The sequence below is a fragment of the Agrobacterium sp. D14 genome, from assembly GCF_001526505.1.
Lineage (GTDB): Bacteria > Pseudomonadota > Alphaproteobacteria > Rhizobiales > Rhizobiaceae > Agrobacterium > Agrobacterium leguminum.
Genome location: NZ_ASXX01000032.1, coordinates 282,448 through 298,576 on the forward strand (window position 1 = coordinate 282,448; position 16,129 = coordinate 298,576).

16 protein-coding genes and 1 pseudogene are annotated in these 16,129 nt (G+C 59.7%); 15 read left to right on the forward strand and 2 right to left on the reverse strand.

All coding sequences use genetic code 11. From position 1 onward, the window contains the following. Nucleotides 1–21 precede the first annotated feature (21 nt). The 15 genes and pseudogenes from trpS (at nucleotide 22) to trmB (ending at nucleotide 13,899) form a co-directional block, all read left to right on the forward strand. Nucleotides 22–1,086: a tryptophan--tRNA ligase gene (trpS, locus tag L901_RS18230; RefSeq protein ID WP_059759352.1), complete on the forward strand. Its 1,065-nt coding sequence runs from the start codon at nucleotides 22–24 to the stop codon at nucleotides 1,084–1,086. A gap of 114 nt (nucleotides 1,087–1,200) precedes the next feature. After that, entirely contained in the window at nucleotides 1,201–1,692 is a 492-nt protein-coding gene (locus L901_RS18235; protein ID WP_003503758.1) for a universal stress protein, read from the forward strand. A 145-nt stretch (nucleotides 1,693–1,837) separates the two neighbouring features. After that, the gene (locus L901_RS18240; RefSeq protein WP_059759355.1) at nucleotides 1,838–2,401 is read left to right on the forward strand and encodes a NifU family protein; all 564 of its coding nucleotides are present in this window, start codon (nucleotides 1,838–1,840) and stop codon (nucleotides 2,399–2,401) included. Between the two features lie 19 nt (nucleotides 2,402–2,420). Further along, nucleotides 2,421–3,089: a tRNA (adenosine(37)-N6)-threonylcarbamoyltransferase complex dimerization subunit type 1 TsaB gene (gene tsaB, locus L901_RS18245; protein ID WP_059759357.1), complete on the forward strand. Its 669-nt coding sequence runs from the start codon at nucleotides 2,421–2,423 to the stop codon at nucleotides 3,087–3,089. Between the two features lie 68 nt (nucleotides 3,090–3,157). Further along, complete coding sequence (locus L901_RS18250; RefSeq protein ID WP_059759360.1) at nucleotides 3,158–3,652, forward strand: GNAT family N-acetyltransferase; 495 nt, start codon at nucleotides 3,158–3,160, stop codon at nucleotides 3,650–3,652. Nucleotides 3,653–3,716: 64 nt separating this feature from the next. Beyond that, nucleotides 3,717–4,145: a Fur family transcriptional regulator gene (locus tag L901_RS18255; protein WP_003503749.1), complete on the forward strand. Its 429-nt coding sequence runs from the start codon at nucleotides 3,717–3,719 to the stop codon at nucleotides 4,143–4,145. A 30-nt stretch (nucleotides 4,146–4,175) separates the two neighbouring features. Further along, nucleotides 4,176–4,970 (forward strand): 1-acyl-sn-glycerol-3-phosphate acyltransferase, encoded by a 795-nt coding sequence (locus L901_RS18260; RefSeq protein WP_059759361.1) that lies wholly within the window; start codon nucleotides 4,176–4,178, stop codon nucleotides 4,968–4,970. Between the two features lie 65 nt (nucleotides 4,971–5,035). Next, the gene (gene miaB / locus L901_RS18265; RefSeq protein WP_059759364.1) at nucleotides 5,036–6,439 is read left to right on the forward strand and encodes a tRNA (N6-isopentenyl adenosine(37)-C2)-methylthiotransferase MiaB; all 1,404 of its coding nucleotides are present in this window, start codon (nucleotides 5,036–5,038) and stop codon (nucleotides 6,437–6,439) included. Nucleotides 6,440–6,479: 40 nt separating this feature from the next. Next, nucleotides 6,480–7,535, forward strand: coding sequence for a PhoH family protein (locus L901_RS18270; protein ID WP_020812441.1), 1,056 nt, complete (start codon nucleotides 6,480–6,482; stop codon nucleotides 7,533–7,535). Nucleotides 7,536–7,544: 9 nt separating this feature from the next. Next, nucleotides 7,545–8,051 carry an rRNA maturation RNase YbeY gene (gene ybeY / locus L901_RS18275; protein WP_059759366.1) on the forward strand — a complete coding sequence of 169 codons (507 nt, stop codon included), beginning with the start codon at nucleotides 7,545–7,547 and terminating at the stop codon, nucleotides 8,049–8,051. A 15-nt stretch (nucleotides 8,052–8,066) separates the two neighbouring features. Further along, nucleotides 8,067–9,212, forward strand: coding sequence for a hemolysin family protein (locus L901_RS18280; RefSeq protein ID WP_020812443.1), 1,146 nt, complete (start codon nucleotides 8,067–8,069; stop codon nucleotides 9,210–9,212). Between the two features lie 223 nt (nucleotides 9,213–9,435). Beyond that, on the forward strand, nucleotides 9,436–11,025 hold the full coding sequence (lnt, locus tag L901_RS18285) for an apolipoprotein N-acyltransferase (protein ID WP_059759369.1): 1,590 nt from the start codon (nucleotides 9,436–9,438) through the stop codon (nucleotides 11,023–11,025). Between the two features lie 133 nt (nucleotides 11,026–11,158). Then, complete coding sequence (locus L901_RS18290) at nucleotides 11,159–11,578, forward strand: helix-turn-helix domain-containing protein (RefSeq protein WP_003520055.1); 420 nt, start codon at nucleotides 11,159–11,161, stop codon at nucleotides 11,576–11,578. A 189-nt stretch (nucleotides 11,579–11,767) separates the two neighbouring features. Next, nucleotides 11,768–13,029: pseudogene (gene metK / locus L901_RS18295) on the forward strand (methionine adenosyltransferase). Nucleotides 13,030–13,200: 171 nt separating this feature from the next. Beyond that, nucleotides 13,201–13,899 carry a tRNA (guanosine(46)-N7)-methyltransferase TrmB gene (trmB, locus tag L901_RS18300; RefSeq protein ID WP_059759371.1) on the forward strand — a complete coding sequence of 233 codons (699 nt, stop codon included), beginning with the start codon at nucleotides 13,201–13,203 and terminating at the stop codon, nucleotides 13,897–13,899. A 12-nt stretch (nucleotides 13,900–13,911) separates the two neighbouring features. Here trmB and L901_RS18305 read toward each other — a convergent pair whose 3' ends face one another. Both L901_RS18305 and L901_RS18310 read right to left on the reverse strand, forming a co-directional pair. Further along, the gene (locus L901_RS18305; RefSeq protein ID WP_059759506.1) at nucleotides 13,912–14,811 is read right to left on the reverse strand and encodes a ribokinase; all 900 of its coding nucleotides are present in this window, start codon (nucleotides 14,809–14,811) and stop codon (nucleotides 13,912–13,914) included. A gap of 53 nt (nucleotides 14,812–14,864) precedes the next feature. Beyond that, the gene (locus L901_RS18310; RefSeq protein ID WP_059759374.1) at nucleotides 14,865–16,058 is read right to left on the reverse strand and encodes a DNA recombination protein RmuC; all 1,194 of its coding nucleotides are present in this window, start codon (nucleotides 16,056–16,058) and stop codon (nucleotides 14,865–14,867) included. Nucleotides 16,059–16,129: the final 71 nt, after the last annotated feature.

Here is a 16,129-nt window from a genome sequence, read left to right on the forward strand (position 1 = left end):
CAAGCCTTTTCGAGGACGACAATGAACGCATTCAAGCCGCTGGTTTTCTCGGGCGTCCAGCCGACCGGCAATCTGCATCTCGGTAATTATCTTGGCGCGATCCGCAAATTCGTGGCGCTGCAGGAAGATAACGACTGCATCTATTGCGTCGTTGACATGCATGCCATCACCGCCCAGCTCGTTCATACGGACCTGAAGGCGCAGACCCGCTCGATTGCGGCCGCCTTCATCGCCTCGGGCATCGATCCCGTAAAACATATCGTCTTCAACCAGTCGGCCGTGCCGCAGCATGCGGAACTCGCATGGGTGTTCAACTGCGTGGCGCGCATCGGCTGGATGGAGCGCATGACGCAGTTCAAGGATAAGTCCGGCAAGAACGCCGAGCAGGTGTCGCTCGGCCTGCTGGCCTATCCGAGCCTGATGGCTGCCGACATTCTCGTCTATCGCGCCACGCATGTTCCTGTTGGAGACGACCAGAAGCAGCATCTGGAACTTGCCCGCGATATCGCCCAGAAATTCAACATCGATTTCGGCGATCATATCCGCAAGGCGGGTCTCGGGCTCGATATCACAGTCGGCGATGAGCCGGTGCACGCCTATTTTCCGATGGTGGAGCCGCTGATCGGCGGTCCGGCGCCACGCGTGATGTCGCTCAAGGACGGCACCAAGAAAATGTCGAAGTCCGATCCCTCCGATCTGTCGCGCATCAACCTGATGGACGATGTCGACGCGATCTCGAAGAAGATCAAGAAGGCGAAGACCGACCCAGACGCGCTGCCGAGCGAAGTCGAAGGCCTGAAGGGCCGTCCCGAGGCCGAAAACCTCGTCGGCATCTATGCCGCGCTTTCCGACAGGACCAAGGCGGATGTTCTTTCCGAATTCGGCGGACAGCAGTTCTCGGCCTTCAAGCCGGCCCTCGTCGAGCTTGCCGTCAATGTTCTGGCCCCCGTCAACAACGAGATGCGCCGTCTTCTCGATGACCCGACCCATATCGACGCCATCCTCAAACAGGGTGGCGAGCGGGCGCGCACCATTGCCGAAAAGACGATGAACGAAGTGCGCGACATTATCGGCTTCCTGCGCTGACAGGTCGCTGCTGCGCGAATGCGGCGGGCGGTTTGCGCCTGCCGTGATTTGATATAATCTCCGCCCGAACCGTCGGGCGGTTTCTCGGATCACGGCGGATTGAGGGAGTGCGGAATGGTTTCAAAACGGCTGTCGCGTCTGGAAGGGCATCGTCGCAAATTTCTCGCTGTTATCGATGACACACCGGAATGCGAAAGGGCCGTGCACTATGCCGGTCGTCGCGCCAAGAACTCCAATGGCGGGCTGGTGCTGCTCTACATGATCCCGGAAGGCGATTTCCAGCAATGGCTGGGTGTCGAACAGATCATGCGGGCCGAGGCGCGTGAGGAGGCGGAAGCCACGCTTGCCAAGATCGCCCAGAAGGTGCGCGAGACCATCGGCATCGAGCCGGAAGCGGTGATCCGCGAAGGCAGCGCCACCGAGCAGATCCACGGGCTGATCGAGGAAGACCGCGATATCGCGATTCTCGTTCTGGCAGCAGGCTCGACGAAGGAAGGGCCGGGACCGCTTGTTTCCTCCATCGCCGGACGCGGGGCAGCCTTTCCCATTCCCGTCACCGTGCTGCCGGATACGCTGTCGGATGAGGAAATCGACGCGCTCTGCTGATCCGGGTCCCGGACAAGATTTAGGGGCTGACGATTTCTTGAATGTAATTATCATGTCAGGGCTTGAAGTGAAGCTTCGCCGGGCGTATTTTTTGGAAAAGTTCTAAATTGCGGGGCGTGAACGGCGACCTCGAAGGAGACAGACGATGTTCATTCAGACGGAAGCCACGCCGAACCCGACGACGCTGAAGTTCCTGCCGGGCAAGGTGGTGCTGGAAAGCGGTACGGCTGAGTTTCTCAACCCGTCGCAGGCGCAGGCTTCGCCACTGGCGGAACGCCTCTTCACCATTCCGGGCGTGACCGGCGTTTATTTCGGGTTCGATTTCATCACCGTCACCAAGGACGGCGCGGAATGGCAGCATCTGAAGCCTGCCATTCTCGGCTCCATCATGGAACATTTCATGTCCGGCCGCCCGATCATGGGCACCGCGATTGCGGCCGAAGTGTCGGATGAGGAAGGCGAGTTCTTCGAAGAAGGTGACGAAACCATCGTCGCCACCATCAAGGAACTGCTGGAAACCCGCGTCCGCCCCGCCGTGGCGCAGGATGGCGGCGACATCACCTTCCGCGGTTTCCGCGACGGCACGGTGTTCCTGAACATGAAGGGCGCCTGCTCAGGTTGCCCGTCCTCCACCGCCACGCTGAAGCATGGCGTTCAGAATCTTCTTCGCCATTTCGTGCCGGAAGTGCGCGAAGTCGAAGCGGTATAAAAGCGCAAGCCAGGCCATCATGATTGTTCTCGCACTCGACACCTCAGGTGTGGATTGTTCCGCCTGCGTTTATGACAGCGCCTCCGACAGGGTGCTCGGCGAGGTATGCGAAACGATCGGCAAGGGCCATGCCGAAAGGTTGATGGCGGTGATCGACGGTGCTCTGGAGCAGGCGCAACTGTCGCTCCGGAATGTCTGGCGCATCGCCGTGACCATCGGGCCGGGGTCTTTCACCGGTATCCGCGTCGGGGTCGCCGCCGCGCGCGGCTTTGCCCTGTCGCTCGGCGTCGAGGCCGTGGGCGTCACCACGCTTGAAACGCTGGCGCTTCATCATCTGCTAGCAAATCCCGGCCGGCCCGTGGCCGTCGGGCTGGATGCCAAACGCGGCGAAGCCTATCTCCAGACATTCGGTGCGGATGGATCGCCGCTGCGCGATGCCGCGCTTCTGTCTCTGGACGACGCCAAAACGGTCACTACCGGTTTCGATGGCGCCGTCATCGGTTCAGCCGCGCCGCTTTTGGCGGGGCTGGAGGCGGGTTCGGGACCGGATCACTTCCCGATTGCCTCGGTCGCGCGTGCTGCTGCGCGCAAGCCGGCTGGCCAGCCGAAACCCGCGCCGCTTTATCTGCGCGGGCCGGATGCCCGGCCGCAAACCGGTTTTGCGCTGGCACGTCAGGGCGTTGCCTGATAGGGCATTCGTCAGCCTGTGCGAATGATTCCTGTGATGCCCGATTCTTGCTATGCCCGATTCTTGCTATGTTTGACGAATACCTGAGCTGGAAGCCCTATTTCGAGATCGTGCCGATGCAGCATGAGGATTGCGCCGCGGTGGCGGAGCTGCATGCGCTGCGCTTTCCGCGCCCTTGGAACGACGGGGAGTTTTCCGGGCTGCTGACGCAAGGGGCTGTTTTCGGTGCTGTCGCACGCCAGACCAACGCCTTTTTCAGCAAGCCGCTCGGTGGTTTCGTGCTGGCGCGGGAAGTGGCGGGCGAAGCGGAAATCCTGACCGTTGCCGTGGCCGACAAGTTTGCACGCGCCGGTCTCGGCTGGCGTCTGATGCAGTCGGCCATCCGCGAGGCGATGATGCGCGGCGCCGAAACCATGTTTCTTGAGGTGGATAATAATAATGCCTCCGCGCTGGGGCTTTACAGGAAGCTAGGCTTCAAAACCGTCGCGGAACGCAAGGCCTATTACACCGCAAAGGATGGAACGAAGTCGACGGCGCTTGTCATGCGCCGCGATCTTCGCTAGTTCCCTGCGACAGGCATTTTTTCGGCGAAAGCCGCAAACCGGAATTCTCAAAAGGCCAGAAGACGTGACAGACCTTTCGAAAACGCTGGAGGAGCTTTGTGCCGAACGCGGCATGCGGATGACGGATCAACGCCGTGTCATCGCCCGCGTCCTTCAGGAGTCAGCCGACCATCCCGATGTCGAGGAGCTTTACCGCCGTTCCTCCGCCGTGGATCCGCGCATCTCGATTTCCACCGTCTACAGGACGGTGAAGCTGTTCGAGGATGCCGGCATCATCGAGCGTCACGATTTTCGCGACGGCCGTTCGCGCTATGAGACCGTGCCCGAGGAACATCACGATCACCTGATCGACCTGAAGAACGGCGTGGTCATCGAATTTCATTCGGCCGAGATCGAGGCCCTTCAGGAAAAGATCGCTAGGGAACACGGCTTCAAGCTCGTGGATCACCGGCTGGAACTTTACGGCGTGCCGTTGAAGCCTGGCGAACACTGAGACACCGGTGAGCAGACGGGCGTTCCAATCATGATGTGGCTCCGGACAGCCTATATCGCGGTCGTTCTCCTGATCGTCACGCTTGTCTTGCTGCCGCTTCAACTGCTGGGCCTTGCCTTCGACTGGCGGCTTCGCCGTCGCATTCCCCGCCTCTGGCACCGCATCGCCTGCCATGTTCTCGGCATCCGGGTGCATGTGCACGGCGATGTGGAGCGGGCGAAACCGCTGATGCTTGCGGTCAATCACGCCTCGTGGAAGGACATTCTCGTTCTTGGCAGCATTGCCGACGTGGTGTTCATCGCCAAGACGGAGGTGCGGGACTGGCCGGTTTTCGGCTGGCTCGCCCGCTTGCAGAAAAGCATCTTCGTTCAGCGTGAGCAAAAACGCAGCACCGGCGCGCAGGTGAGCGAGATCGCCAGCCGCATGGCCGATGGCGAGATTGTCGTTTTGTTTCCTGAAGGCACCACCTCGGACGGCAACCGCATGCTTGCCGTCAAATCCTCGCTGTTCGGTGCGGCCTCCACCGCCGCTGAACAGGTTCCGGGCAAGCTGGTTTATGTGCAGCCGGTCGCCATCGCCTATACTAGGGTGCAGGGCATGGCCATGGGGCGTTACCATCGCGTCATCGCCGCCTGGCCGGGCAGCATCACGCTCGTGCCGCATCTGCTCGGCATCATCAGGGCCGGCGCCATCGATGTCGACGTGACATTCGGTGACAGCGTTCCGTTTCACAGCACGGATAACCGCAAGCGCCTGGCGACCGATATCGCCGCCTCCATCCGCTCCATGCTGGCCTTCAGCCTGCGCGGCGGCTGGCGGAATTAGCGAGATCGTAGCTTTTCCGGCATTTTTCTGTTTAATCTGGCCGTGAAAAACACTAGATAGCCGCCATGACCCAGGAAACGCTTGGCCTTGACGCCCCACCCATGATCGCCCGCGAGGGTTCGAACAGCCGGAAGGTCTTCATCAAGACCTATGGCTGTCAGATGAACGTCTACGATTCCGTCCGTATGAGCGATGCGCTGGCGAAGGACGGTTACGTTCAGACGGAGGATATGGGCGAGGCGGATCTGGTGCTGTTGAACACCTGTCATATCCGCGAAAAGGCGGCTGAAAAGGTCTATTCGGCGCTTGGCCGCCTGCGCGACATGAAAAAATCGCGCGAAGAGCAGGGCCGCGAATTCATGATCGGCGTTGCCGGCTGCGTGGCGCAGGCGGAAGGCGAGGAAATCCTTCGCCGTGCGCCCGCCGTTGATGTCGTCATCGGCCCGCAGACCTATCATCGCCTGCCGGACGCCCTGAAGCGGGTGCGCGGCGGCGAGCGTGTCATCGAGACCGAATATGCGGTCGAGGACAAGTTCGAGCACCTGCCTGTTGCCGAAAAGGCGACGCTGCGCACGCGCGGCGTAACAGCGTTTCTGACGGTGCAGGAAGGTTGCGACAAGTTCTGTACCTTCTGTGTCGTGCCCTATACGCGCGGTTCGGAAGTCTCCCGCCCCGTGCGCCAGATCGTCGATGAGGCGATGAAGCTCGTCGATGCCGGCGTGCGCGAGATCACGCTGCTGGGCCAGAATGTGAATGCCTGGCAGGGCGAAGGCCCGAAGGGCGAGAAATGGGGTCTGGCCGAACTGCTTTACCGGCTGGCGGAAATTCCCGGCCTCGCACGGCTTCGTTACACCACTAGCCATCCGCGCGACATGGACGAGCGCCTGATCGGCGCGCATCGCGATCTGCGCCTCCTGATGCCCTATCTGCATCTGCCGGTGCAGTCCGGTTCGGACCGCATTCTGAAAGCGATGAACCGTCGCCATACGGGTGAGGAATATATCCAGCTTATCGAAAAAATCCGCGCCGCCCGCCCTGATATTGCCATGTCGGGAGACTTTATTGTCGGTTTCCCCGGTGAGACGGATCGCGATTTCGAAGATACGATGGCGATGGTCGAGACGGTGAAATATGCGCAGGCCTTCTCGTTCAAATATTCCACCCGCCCCGGCACGCCGGGAGCCGATCTCACCGATCAGGTTGCGGAAGAGGTGAAGGCCGAGCGACTGGAAAGATTGCAGGCCCTGTTGCTGCGGCAGCAGAAGGAATTTGCGGAATCGCTGGTCGGAAAAACCATGGATGTGCTGCTGGAAAAGCCCGGCCGCATGCCTGAGCAGTTGATAGGTCGCTCTCCATGGCTGCAATCCGTGAATCTTGATGCAAAGACTTTGAAAATCGGTGACATTGTTAATGTACGAATCACCGCAACGGGTCCAAACAGCTTGTTTGCCGAGGTGGCAGGGAGTTAGAGTGAGGAGCCGACACTGATTGGGACAGGAGCCTGACCGCTTGAACGCACACGAATTGGTATCAAATTCATCGCGCCAGCCACGCCAAGCCGCGACCGACGCCAATCACTTCGTCCTCACGTTCGAGAATAACAGGATAGCGGGAGAGCTATTCGGTCAGTTCGATCAGAACCTGAAGCTTCTGGAACAGCGCCTCAATATCGACGCTCGCCCGCGCGGCAATTCCGTTGCCATCACTGGCGATGTCGTTGCCACCAATCAGGCCCGTCGGGCGCTGGATTTCCTTTATGAACGGCTGCTCAAGGGCGGAACCGCCGAGGTTTCCGACGTGGAGGGCGCGATCCGCATGGCCATGGCCGCAGACGACCAGCTGACCTTGCCGACGATGGAACGCAAGGCGAAGATTTCCATGGCGCAGATTTCCACCCGCAAGAAGACCATCGCTGCCCGCACGCCGACGCAGGACGTCTACATGCGGGCACTGGAGCAATCTGAACTGGTTTTTGGCGTCGGCCCCGCCGGTACCGGCAAGACCTATCTTGCCGTCGCTCATGCGGCGCAGCTTCTGGAGCGCGGCGCGGTTGACCGCATCATCCTGTCGCGCCCCGCCGTCGAAGCGGGTGAGCGCCTGGGCTTCCTGCCGGGCGACATGAAGGAAAAGGTCGATCCTTATCTGCGTCCGCTTTATGACGCGCTTTATGACATGATGCCGGGCGACAAGGTGGAGCGCGCCATTCAGGCGGGCGTCATCGAAATCGCGCCGCTGGCCTTCATGCGCGGCCGCACGCTGGCCAATGCCGCCGTCATTCTGGACGAAGCCCAGAATACCACGACCATGCAGATGAAGATGTTCCTGACCCGCCTTGGCGAGAACGGCCGCATGATCGTGACCGGCGACCCGAGCCAGGTGGATTTGCCGCGCGGCGTGAAATCCGGTCTTGTCGAGGCCCTGCAAATCCTTGGCGATGTGGAAGGCGTGTCCGTCGTACGCTTCAAGGATGTCGATGTCGTTCGTCATCCGATGGTGGCGCGTATCGTCCGGGCTTACGAATCCCACACGGCCGTGCCGGATGAAAGCCTCGTGAAGGGCAGCTGACGTAAAGCAATGACAGCTTTGGATATTCAAATCAGCGTCGAGGCCGAAGGCTGGTCCTCGGAAGAGGACTTGGCTGCTTTTGCCACCAGGGTACTGGATGCAGCGGTCGATTTCCTGAATCGGGAAGAGGACCAACCCTTCCCGAAAATGCCGGTGGAACTGTCGCTGGTCTTTACCGACGACGAAAATATTCGCGAAATCAACGCTGAGTGGCGCGACAAGGACAAGGCAACCAATGTCCTGTCTTTCCCGGCTTTTCCGCTGGAGCCGGGCGGAATGCCGGGCCCCATGCTGGGCGATATCGTCATCGCGCGCGAGACGGTTGAACGCGAGGCCCTTGAACTTGAGAAGAGTTTCGGGGATCATCTGACCCATCTGCTCGTTCATGGGTTCCTGCATTTGTTCGGTTACGACCACATGGACGAGGAAGAAGCGGAAGAAATGGAGTCGCTTGAGACTCGCATTTTGGCGGTGCTTGGCCTATCTGATCCTTACGCGGGTCAGGAACCGCTTTAAATATTGTCTGGAGCCATGAACGAACATTCTGCACGACCTGCCAGTGAGGGCAGAGAAAACGGCGAGCAGTCCTCTTCGGAGGAGGGCAGTAGTCACTTACGTCAAGACTTCACTGCAAAGCCGAGATCGACGATCTGGTCGCGCATCGCGCGGTTGCTGAAACCGTCACAGGGCGAGCGCCTGCGCGAGGATTTGACCGACGCGCTGATGGACGACACCGAAATCGGTGCGGCCTTTTCGCCCGAAGAACGGGCGATGCTCAACAATATCCTGCGTTTCCGCGAGGTTCGGGTCGAAGATATCATGATCCCGCGTGTGGACATCGACGGTCTCGATGAGAATATGACGATTGGCGATGCGCTGATCCTCTTCGAGGAAACCGGGCGTTCCCGCATGCCGGTCTATGACGAGACGCTGGATAATCCGAAGGGCATGATCCACATTCGCGATCTGCTGGCCTATGTCGCCAAGCAGGCCCGCAACAAACGCCGGGCCGGTTCGCGAAGCGTCGCTTACGGTGAGGTGAAGGCGCCACGTTCACCGCGGCCGAATTTCGACCTGGCACGTGTCGATCTGGAGCAGACGGTCGCCGCTGCCGGGCTGGTGCGCAAAATTCTTTTCGCACCGCCCTCCATGCTGGCCTCTGACCTTTTGAAGACGATGCAGGCCCAGAGAACCCAGCTTGCGCTGGTGATCGATGAATATGGCGGCACCGACGGTCTCGTCAGCCATGAGGATATCGTCGAGATGGTCGTGGGTGACATCGATGACGAGCACGACAAGGACGAGGCGATGTTCTCCCGTCTTTCCGCCGATGTGCTTGTCGCGGATGCACGCGCGGAACTCACCGAACTTGCCGAGGCGATCGGGCCGGAATTCGATGTTCGTGAACATCTGGAGGAAATCGATACGCTTGGCGGTCTCATCTTCTTCGCGCTAGGCCGCATTCCGGCCAAGGGCGAGGTGGTCAGGGCCGTGCCCGGTTTCGAGTTCCAGATCCTCGATGCCGATAGCAGGCGTATCAAAGGCGTTCGTATCGTCCGGGATCACGGCTCCGAAGGTGAGGATGATCGCGCTCCGGGCGAAGCGGGCGCCAATGAGGTGATTGCGCTGCCTGCGCCGGATGTTCGCCTTATCACGCACCAGCAGAACGCCGATTAAGAAAGGTCGACGGGGTTTTTCCCCGTCGCTTCCACCTTTCGACATATCAATCCGACAGGTATGAATGCCCGTGTTCGGCGTCGAAAAGAACACATGGCGCTTCGGTCGCCATGCCTCCTGTGGACTGCGAATCTTTTTTCCTTTACGTCGGGTCTGAGGGGAAATTCCGTGGCGCGGCCTTGCCGGCGGCGGGCTTTTCCGGACGCGCATAAACGGAGATGGCATGGAGCGTCTTGCAGGCAGGGTAATGCTGGCCGGCGGCATGAGCCGCGCAGTTATGGCGATTGCCGCAGGTGCGGTCGGGGCGCTCGCTTTGCCTCCATTCGGCTTTTTCGCGGCGCTGTTTTTCTCTTTCACTCTGCTTGTCTGGCTCGTGGATGGCTGCACCGGAAAACCGGGCGGCGGCCTCTTCAGCCGCATCCTGCCGGCCTTCGGCATCGGCTGGTGTTTCGGGCTCGGTTACTTCGTCGCGGGCCTGTGGTGGCTCGGCAATGCTCTCCTGCTGGAGGCCGATGAATTCGCGTGGGCGCTGCCGCTCGCCATTCTTGGCCTTCCCGCTTTTTTGGCGTTGTTTTACGGTTTTGCGGTTGCCGCAGCCAATCTCCTCTGGTCGGAGGGCCTCGGCCGTATCGCTGCCCTTGCTGCCGCATTCGGCTTTTCGGAATGGCTGCGCAGCTTCCTGGCCACCGGCTTTCCCTGGAACGCCATCGGCTATGGCATCATGCCCATCCCGATCATGATGCAGTCGGCACATCTGCTTGGCCTTTTCAGTATAACGACGCTTGCGGTTTTCATCTTCGCCTCGCCGGCGCTGATAGGCACGAAAAAAGGCATGTGGCCGGGTCTCGCCTTGGCGGGGCTGCTGCTGGCCGGCCATTTCGGTTATGGCTTCTACCGTCTCCAGATGCCAGCGGAATTGCCCGCAGACGCACTGACCGTTCGGATCGTGCAGCCTTCCATCGATCAGTCACGCAAGATGTTGAACGCAGATAGGGCGGAGATTTTTGGTGAGCATCTGCGGCTCTCTGCTCTGCCGCCGGGCGAAGGGAAAAAACGCCCTGATATCATCGTCTGGCCGGAAACCTCCGTGCCGTTCATTCTGACGCAAAACCCGGATGCTCTGGCGGAAATCGCCAAAACGCTCGAGGATGGGCAGGTGCTGTTCACCGGCGCCGTCAGAATGGAAGATCAGGGGGCAGGCCGCCCGCCGCGTTATTACAATTCGGTCTATGCAATCGACAGCCAGGGCGAGATCATCGGCGCGACCGACAAGGTGCATCTGACCCCCTTTGGCGAATATGTTCCCTTTGAAGATATCCTGCGGGAATTCGGCATCGACAATGTCATCGCCCTGCCGGGGGGCTTTTCCGCCGCTTCCTCGCGCACGCCGCTCACGCTTCCTTCAGGCAAGACCTTCTATCCTCTCATCTGTTACGAGATCATTTTCCCGGGTGAGATGACGCCGGGGCTGGCCGGCTCGGCCGCTATCCTGAATGTGACCAATGATGGCTGGTTCGGCGATACGCCCGGCCCCTATCAGCATTTTCTGCAGGCGAGAGTCCGGGCCGTTGAGACGGGCGTGCCGGTGATTCGCGGTGCCAATACCGGAATTTCCGCCGTCATAGACCCCTATGGCCGCATTATTGCGGGGCTCGATTACGGTCGGGTGGGAATTGTTGACGCCACTTTGAGTGGTGGGTCAAACGACGCATTTACTTACGACACACATCGGACGTATTTCTGGTTGATTTTTTCTATCTTTATAATCGTTGCGGTATTTCCCGCCTTGAGTTTCGCTCGGCGCCAGAATTGACCGGGAACCCCTGTAATTGCATAGTGAATACGTCAGTCGTAAAACAAGTTTAGACGCTGTCGAATTGCCGACTCATTTCTTCGAATAGTAATGAAGCGAGATATCAACCCTTTCCGAGTGTCAGGACCGCATGATGACCGAGAATAAGAAAAAGCCTAACCCCATCGACATTCATGTCGGAAGCCGAATTCGCCTTCGCAGAACCATGCTCGGAATGAGCCAGGAGAAGCTGGGTGAAAGTCTCGGAATTACCTTTCAGCAAATCCAGAAATATGAAAAAGGCACGAACCGCGTTGGCGCCAGTCGCCTCCAGAATATTTCCGCGATCCTCAATGTGCCCGTTTCCTTTTTTTTCGAAGATGCACCCGGCGATCAGGCTGGCGGCACACCTGGCATGGCGGAGGCGTCGAGCTCCAATTACGTGGTCGACTTTCTGTCCTCGGCTGAAGGTCTGCAGCTGAACCGCGCCTTCGTAAAGATCGCTGACCCGAAGGTTCGCCGCCGTCTCGTCGATCTCGTCAAGGCGCTCGCCGCCGAAGGTGACGCCGAGTAAGCGCAGCCCGCGCGCGCAGAAAATTTCCGGCACGGGATGCCGGGCACTCAACGGTCCGCAAGGACCGTTTTTTTGTGCCCGATTAGAAAGGAATTCTCACATAAAGATATATTTATGTGGTTGTGTCCTTGTTTTTCATGGCCGAAATGACTAACAAACTCCAAGACCGTTCTTTGAGGGGAATCCCGCATGCGTGCCAATTATCTGTTCACCAGCGAGTCCGTGGCCGAGGGTCATCCGGACAAGGTTTGTGATCGTATTTCCGATGAAATCGTGGACCTCATCTATCGTGAAGCGGCCAAGACGGGCGTTGATCCCTGGACCGTGCGCATTGCCTGCGAAACGCTTGCGACGACCAACCGCGTCATTATCGCCGGTGAGGTTCGGGTTCCCGATACGCTTCTGAAGAAGGGCAAGGACGGCAAGGTTCTCAAGGATGCCGCTGGCCATCCGGTCATCAACCCCTCGAAGTTCAAGTCCGCTGCCCGCAGGGCGATCCGCGACATCGGCTACGAGCAGGATGGTTTCCACTGGAAGACCGCCAAGATCGACGTTCTCCTGCATCCGCAGTCTGCAGACATCGCGCAGGGCGTGGACAACGCCTCCGACAAGCAGGGCGACGAGGGCGCTGGCGACCAGGGCATCATGTTCGGTTACGCCTGCAAGGAAACGCCGGACCTCATGCCGGCGCCGATCTATTATTCCCACCGTATCCTGCAGCTGCTCGCTACCGCCCGTAAAAGCGGCGAAGGCGAAGCGGCAAAGCTCGGCCCCGACGCCAAGAGCCAGGTCACGGTTCGTTACGTGACGGCAAGGCGGCGGAAGCCGTATCCATCGTTCTGTCCACGCAGCATCTCGATGCAAGCTGGGATTCGAAGAAGGTTCGCGCCGTTGTCGAACCCTATATCCGCGAGGCTCTGGGCGACCTGAAGATCGCTGACGATTGCCAGTGGTACATCAACCCGACCGGCAAGTTCGTCATCGGCGGTCCCGATGGTGACGCCGGCCTGACGGGTCGCAAGATCATCGTCGACACCTATGGCGGCGCTGCGCCCCATGGCGGCGGTGCATTCTCCGGCAAGGACACGACCAAGGTCGACCGTTCCGCCGCCTATGCCGCCCGTTATCTCGCCAAGAACGTCGTGGCTGCCGGCCTTGCCGAGCGCTGCACGATCCAGATTTCCTACGCAATCGGCATCGCCCAGCCGCTGTCGATCTATGTCGATCTGCATGGCACCGGCAAGGTCAGCGAAGATCAGGTCGAGGCCGCGATCCGCAAGGTCATGGACCTTTCGCCGTCGGGCATTCGCCGTCATCTCGATCTCAACAAGCCGATCTACGCCAAGACGTCTTCCTACGGCCATTTCGGCCGCAAGGCAGGCCGTGACGGCTCCTTCTCCTGGGAGAAGCTCGACCTGGTGAAGCCGCTCAAGGAAGCTTTGAGCGCTTGAAGCATTTCCAGTAAAATTGCGTAGCGGTTTTACGTCCGGAAAATGCGTCAACCAGATATCGCGCTTGTTATTTGATGGCGATTGAGAGATACCGTCACCAACTTTTGTAACCCGCACAGTGCCTCATCTGGCGCTGTGCGGGCTAAGTCTATTTGTTCTTGAGAGTATGAGATGACGGAAGAACGGCGTTCGCGCGCGACGGAAGCTTTTTTTGGCAGACGCAAGGGCAAGCCCCTGCGCAATCAGCAGGTCGATACAATCGAGAACCTGTTGCCTTTGCTGAAAATCGATCTGGAAAGCGCCCCGCCGCAAAATCTCGCCGCTCTTTTTCCCGCGGATGTGCGGTCGATCCGTCTGGAGATCGGTTTTGGCGGCGGCGAGCATCTCGCCCACCGCGCGGTTGAAAACCCGGAGACGGGTTTCATCGGCGTGGAACCCTTCGTCAATTCCATGGCCAAGCTGCTGGCCGCCGTGCGCGAACGCGAGTTGATGAATATCCGCCTTTACGACGATGATGCGACGCAATTGCTGGACTGGCTGCCCGAGGGATCGATCGATCATATCGACCTTCTCTATCCTGACCCGTGGCCGAAGAAGAAGCACTGGAAGCGTCGTTTCGTTTCAGACGTTAACCTTGCCCGCTTCCATCGTGTGCTGAAACCCGGCGGAAAGTTCTGCTTCGCTTCCGATATCGATACCTACGTCAACTGGACGCTGCAGCATTGCGCCCGCCATGGCGGTTTCGAATGGACGGCGGCGAGCGCTGATGACTGGCGCACGCCCTATGCCAACTGGCCGGGCACGCGCTATGAGAACAAGGCGAAAAGAGAAGGCCGCAGCTCGGCCTATCTCACCTTCATTCGTCGTTGAGCGACTGATCCCTCAGAGTGCCGCATCCACTTCCGCGGCAAGCGGAATGGAAGGCTGCGCGCCAGCGCGGGTGCAGGCGAGCGAACCTGCGACAGCGGCGCGCTTCAGCGCCCTTTCGAAATCCATACCCTGATCGAGGCTCGCGGCGAGATAACCGCAGAATGTGTCGCCGGCACCGACCGTATCGACCGGTTCGATCTTGAGGCCGGAAGCCCGGAAAACCTTGCCGTTGCGCATGGCGATCACGCCATCGGCACCAAGCGTCACGATCAATGTTTGGCCGGTCCTGTCATGCAGGGCTTTCAGTTCGTTTTCCCGCTCAGAACCGGAAAGGCGGTTCTTTCCGATCAGCAATTCGAACTCGGTTTCGTTGGCGATGACGATATCGGCAAGGCCTGCGAGGCGCGGCCCATCGGCGGTCAGTGGCGCAGTATTGATGACGGTGGTGACGCGCTTTGCCTTCGCAGCCGTCAGCGCCGCTTCGATAGCGGAAGCGGGTATCTCGAACTGCAGCATCAAAATATCGCCTGCCGACATTTCCGCCAGGGCTTTCGCGGCGTCGGATGCGGAGACTTCACCATTGGCGGCGGGAATGACCGAGATCATGTTTTCCCCGCCTTCGCCGATAAGGATCACTGCCGTCCCCGTAGGGCCGGGCGTGGTCTTCACCAGTGAGAGATCGGTGCCGGCGTCGCGCAGCAATGTCAGCGCCGGCGCGGCAAAGGTGTCATCGCCCGCAGCTCCTGCCATCTTGACCGTGGCGCCCGCACGCCGTGCGGCCAACGCCTGGTTGGCTCCCTTGCCGCCGGCGGCCGTGGAGAAGGTCTCGCCCGTCACGGTTTCACCGGGCTTTGGCAGGCGTTTGGCGGTGGCGACGAGGTCCATGTTGATGGAGCCGAAAACAGTAATCATGGAGGGCGTATCCGTATAGAATTCAAGCAAGGCGGCGACTTTGCCCGAGCGGATCACTCGTCGTCAACCACCCGCAACTTTGCCGTTCCCGCCCTGTTCTCGGCAAAGCGTCGAGCCTGCTCGATTTCCCCATGCGAAGTCTCTTTTTCCGTCGGTGAAAAATCGAGGCCTTCGATTTTCTGGCCGCGCGCCAGCACCTTGTCGGAGGAGATCAGCATCATGTCGATATCTTTTTGGGCCAGTCCAAAATGGGCCTGCAGCTTGCGCGTCCGGTCGTCCAGCCGCCGCACATCGTCCATGAGCAATGCCACTTCACCCTGGATGAGATGCGCCTGCTCGCGCATGCGCTGATCCTTGAGCACGGACTGGATGACCTGTACCGACAGCATCAGAAGCGATGGCGAAACGATGACGACACGGGCGCGGTGAGCGCGTTGCACCAGATATTCGAAATGCTGGTGGATATCGGCGAAGATCGATTCGGACGGCACGAAGATGAAGGCCGTATCCTGCGTCTCGCCGCGGATGAGGTATTTCTCGGCCACGTCGCGAATATGTACTTCCATATCGCGGCGGAACTGCTGCACGGCGGCGCGTTTGGTTTCGGGTGTTTCGTCCGCCTTGATGGCGTTCCATGCCTCCAGCGGAAACTTGGCGTCAATGACGAGCGGCGGAGCATTGTTGGGCATCTTGATGGTGCAGTCCGGCCGGTAGCCGTTCGAAAGCGTCGGCTGCAACTGGAAGGCCCCGGCCGGAAGCGCATCGGCAATCAGCGTCTCCATGCGGGCCTGTCCGAAGGCGCCGCGCGTCTGCTTGTTGGAAAGGATGGCCTGAAGTCCGACGACGTCCTTGGCCAGATCCTGAATATTGCCCTGCGCGGCGTCGATAACCGCGAGGCGCTCCTGCAGGCGGCTCAGATTCTCATGCGTCGATCGGGTCTGCTCCGTCAGTGTTTCGCCAAGGCGCTGCGACATGCCGTCGAGGCGCTGGTTCAGCGTCTGGCTCATCTCGGTCTGGCGGGTGCCGAGCGTTTCCGCCATGGCGGCGATGCGGCCATGCAGTTCGGACTGTGTTTTGAGGAGGTCGGAGATTTCGCCATCGGCTCCCGCTTTTTTCCCACGGCTCGCCGTCACCAGCCAGGTGGTGACCAGACCGAAAACCAGAGCCACGAGCAGCGCGCCGAAGCTGATGTCGACGGAGCCGGCCCGTAACGCGGGATCGAGGAGAACGGAGAAATCTATGCTCATGATTAAATCTAGCAGGTTTCTTGTGATTCGGAAGATCAAAACAAGAACATTCCTGCGGCGGAAATGAGTCG

Excerpts from the sequence above, each read along its gene's own strand:
- tsaB (WP_059759357.1), top strand. The coding sequence starts at position 2,421 with ATGATTGTTCTCGCACTCGACACCTCAGGTGTGGATTGTTCCGCCTGC.
- lnt (WP_059759369.1), top strand. The coding sequence starts at position 9,436 with ATGGAGCGTCTTGCAGGCAGGGTAATGCTGGCCGGCGGCATGAGCCGC.
- miaB (WP_059759364.1), top strand. The coding sequence starts at position 5,036 with ATGACCCAGGAAACGCTTGGCCTTGACGCCCCACCCATGATCGCCCGC.
- L901_RS18310 (WP_059759374.1), bottom strand. The coding sequence starts at position 16,058 with ATGAGCATAGATTTCTCCGTTCTCCTCGATCCCGCGTTACGGGCCGGC.
- trpS (WP_059759352.1), top strand. The coding sequence starts at position 22 with ATGAACGCATTCAAGCCGCTGGTTTTCTCGGGCGTCCAGCCGACCGGC.
- L901_RS18250 (WP_059759360.1), top strand. The coding sequence starts at position 3,158 with ATGTTTGACGAATACCTGAGCTGGAAGCCCTATTTCGAGATCGTGCCG.
- L901_RS18305 (WP_059759506.1), bottom strand. The coding sequence starts at position 14,811 with ATGATTACTGTTTTCGGCTCCATCAACATGGACCTCGTCGCCACCGCC.
- L901_RS18235 (WP_003503758.1), top strand. The coding sequence starts at position 1,201 with ATGGTTTCAAAACGGCTGTCGCGTCTGGAAGGGCATCGTCGCAAATTT.
- L901_RS18240 (WP_059759355.1), top strand. The coding sequence starts at position 1,838 with ATGTTCATTCAGACGGAAGCCACGCCGAACCCGACGACGCTGAAGTTC.
- ybeY (WP_059759366.1), top strand. The coding sequence starts at position 7,545 with ATGACAGCTTTGGATATTCAAATCAGCGTCGAGGCCGAAGGCTGGTCC.
- L901_RS18260 (WP_059759361.1), top strand. The coding sequence starts at position 4,176 with ATGATGTGGCTCCGGACAGCCTATATCGCGGTCGTTCTCCTGATCGTC.
- trmB (WP_059759371.1), top strand. The coding sequence starts at position 13,201 with ATGACGGAAGAACGGCGTTCGCGCGCGACGGAAGCTTTTTTTGGCAGA.
- L901_RS18290 (WP_003520055.1), top strand. The coding sequence starts at position 11,159 with ATGACCGAGAATAAGAAAAAGCCTAACCCCATCGACATTCATGTCGGA.
- L901_RS18280 (WP_020812443.1), top strand. The coding sequence starts at position 8,067 with ATGAACGAACATTCTGCACGACCTGCCAGTGAGGGCAGAGAAAACGGC.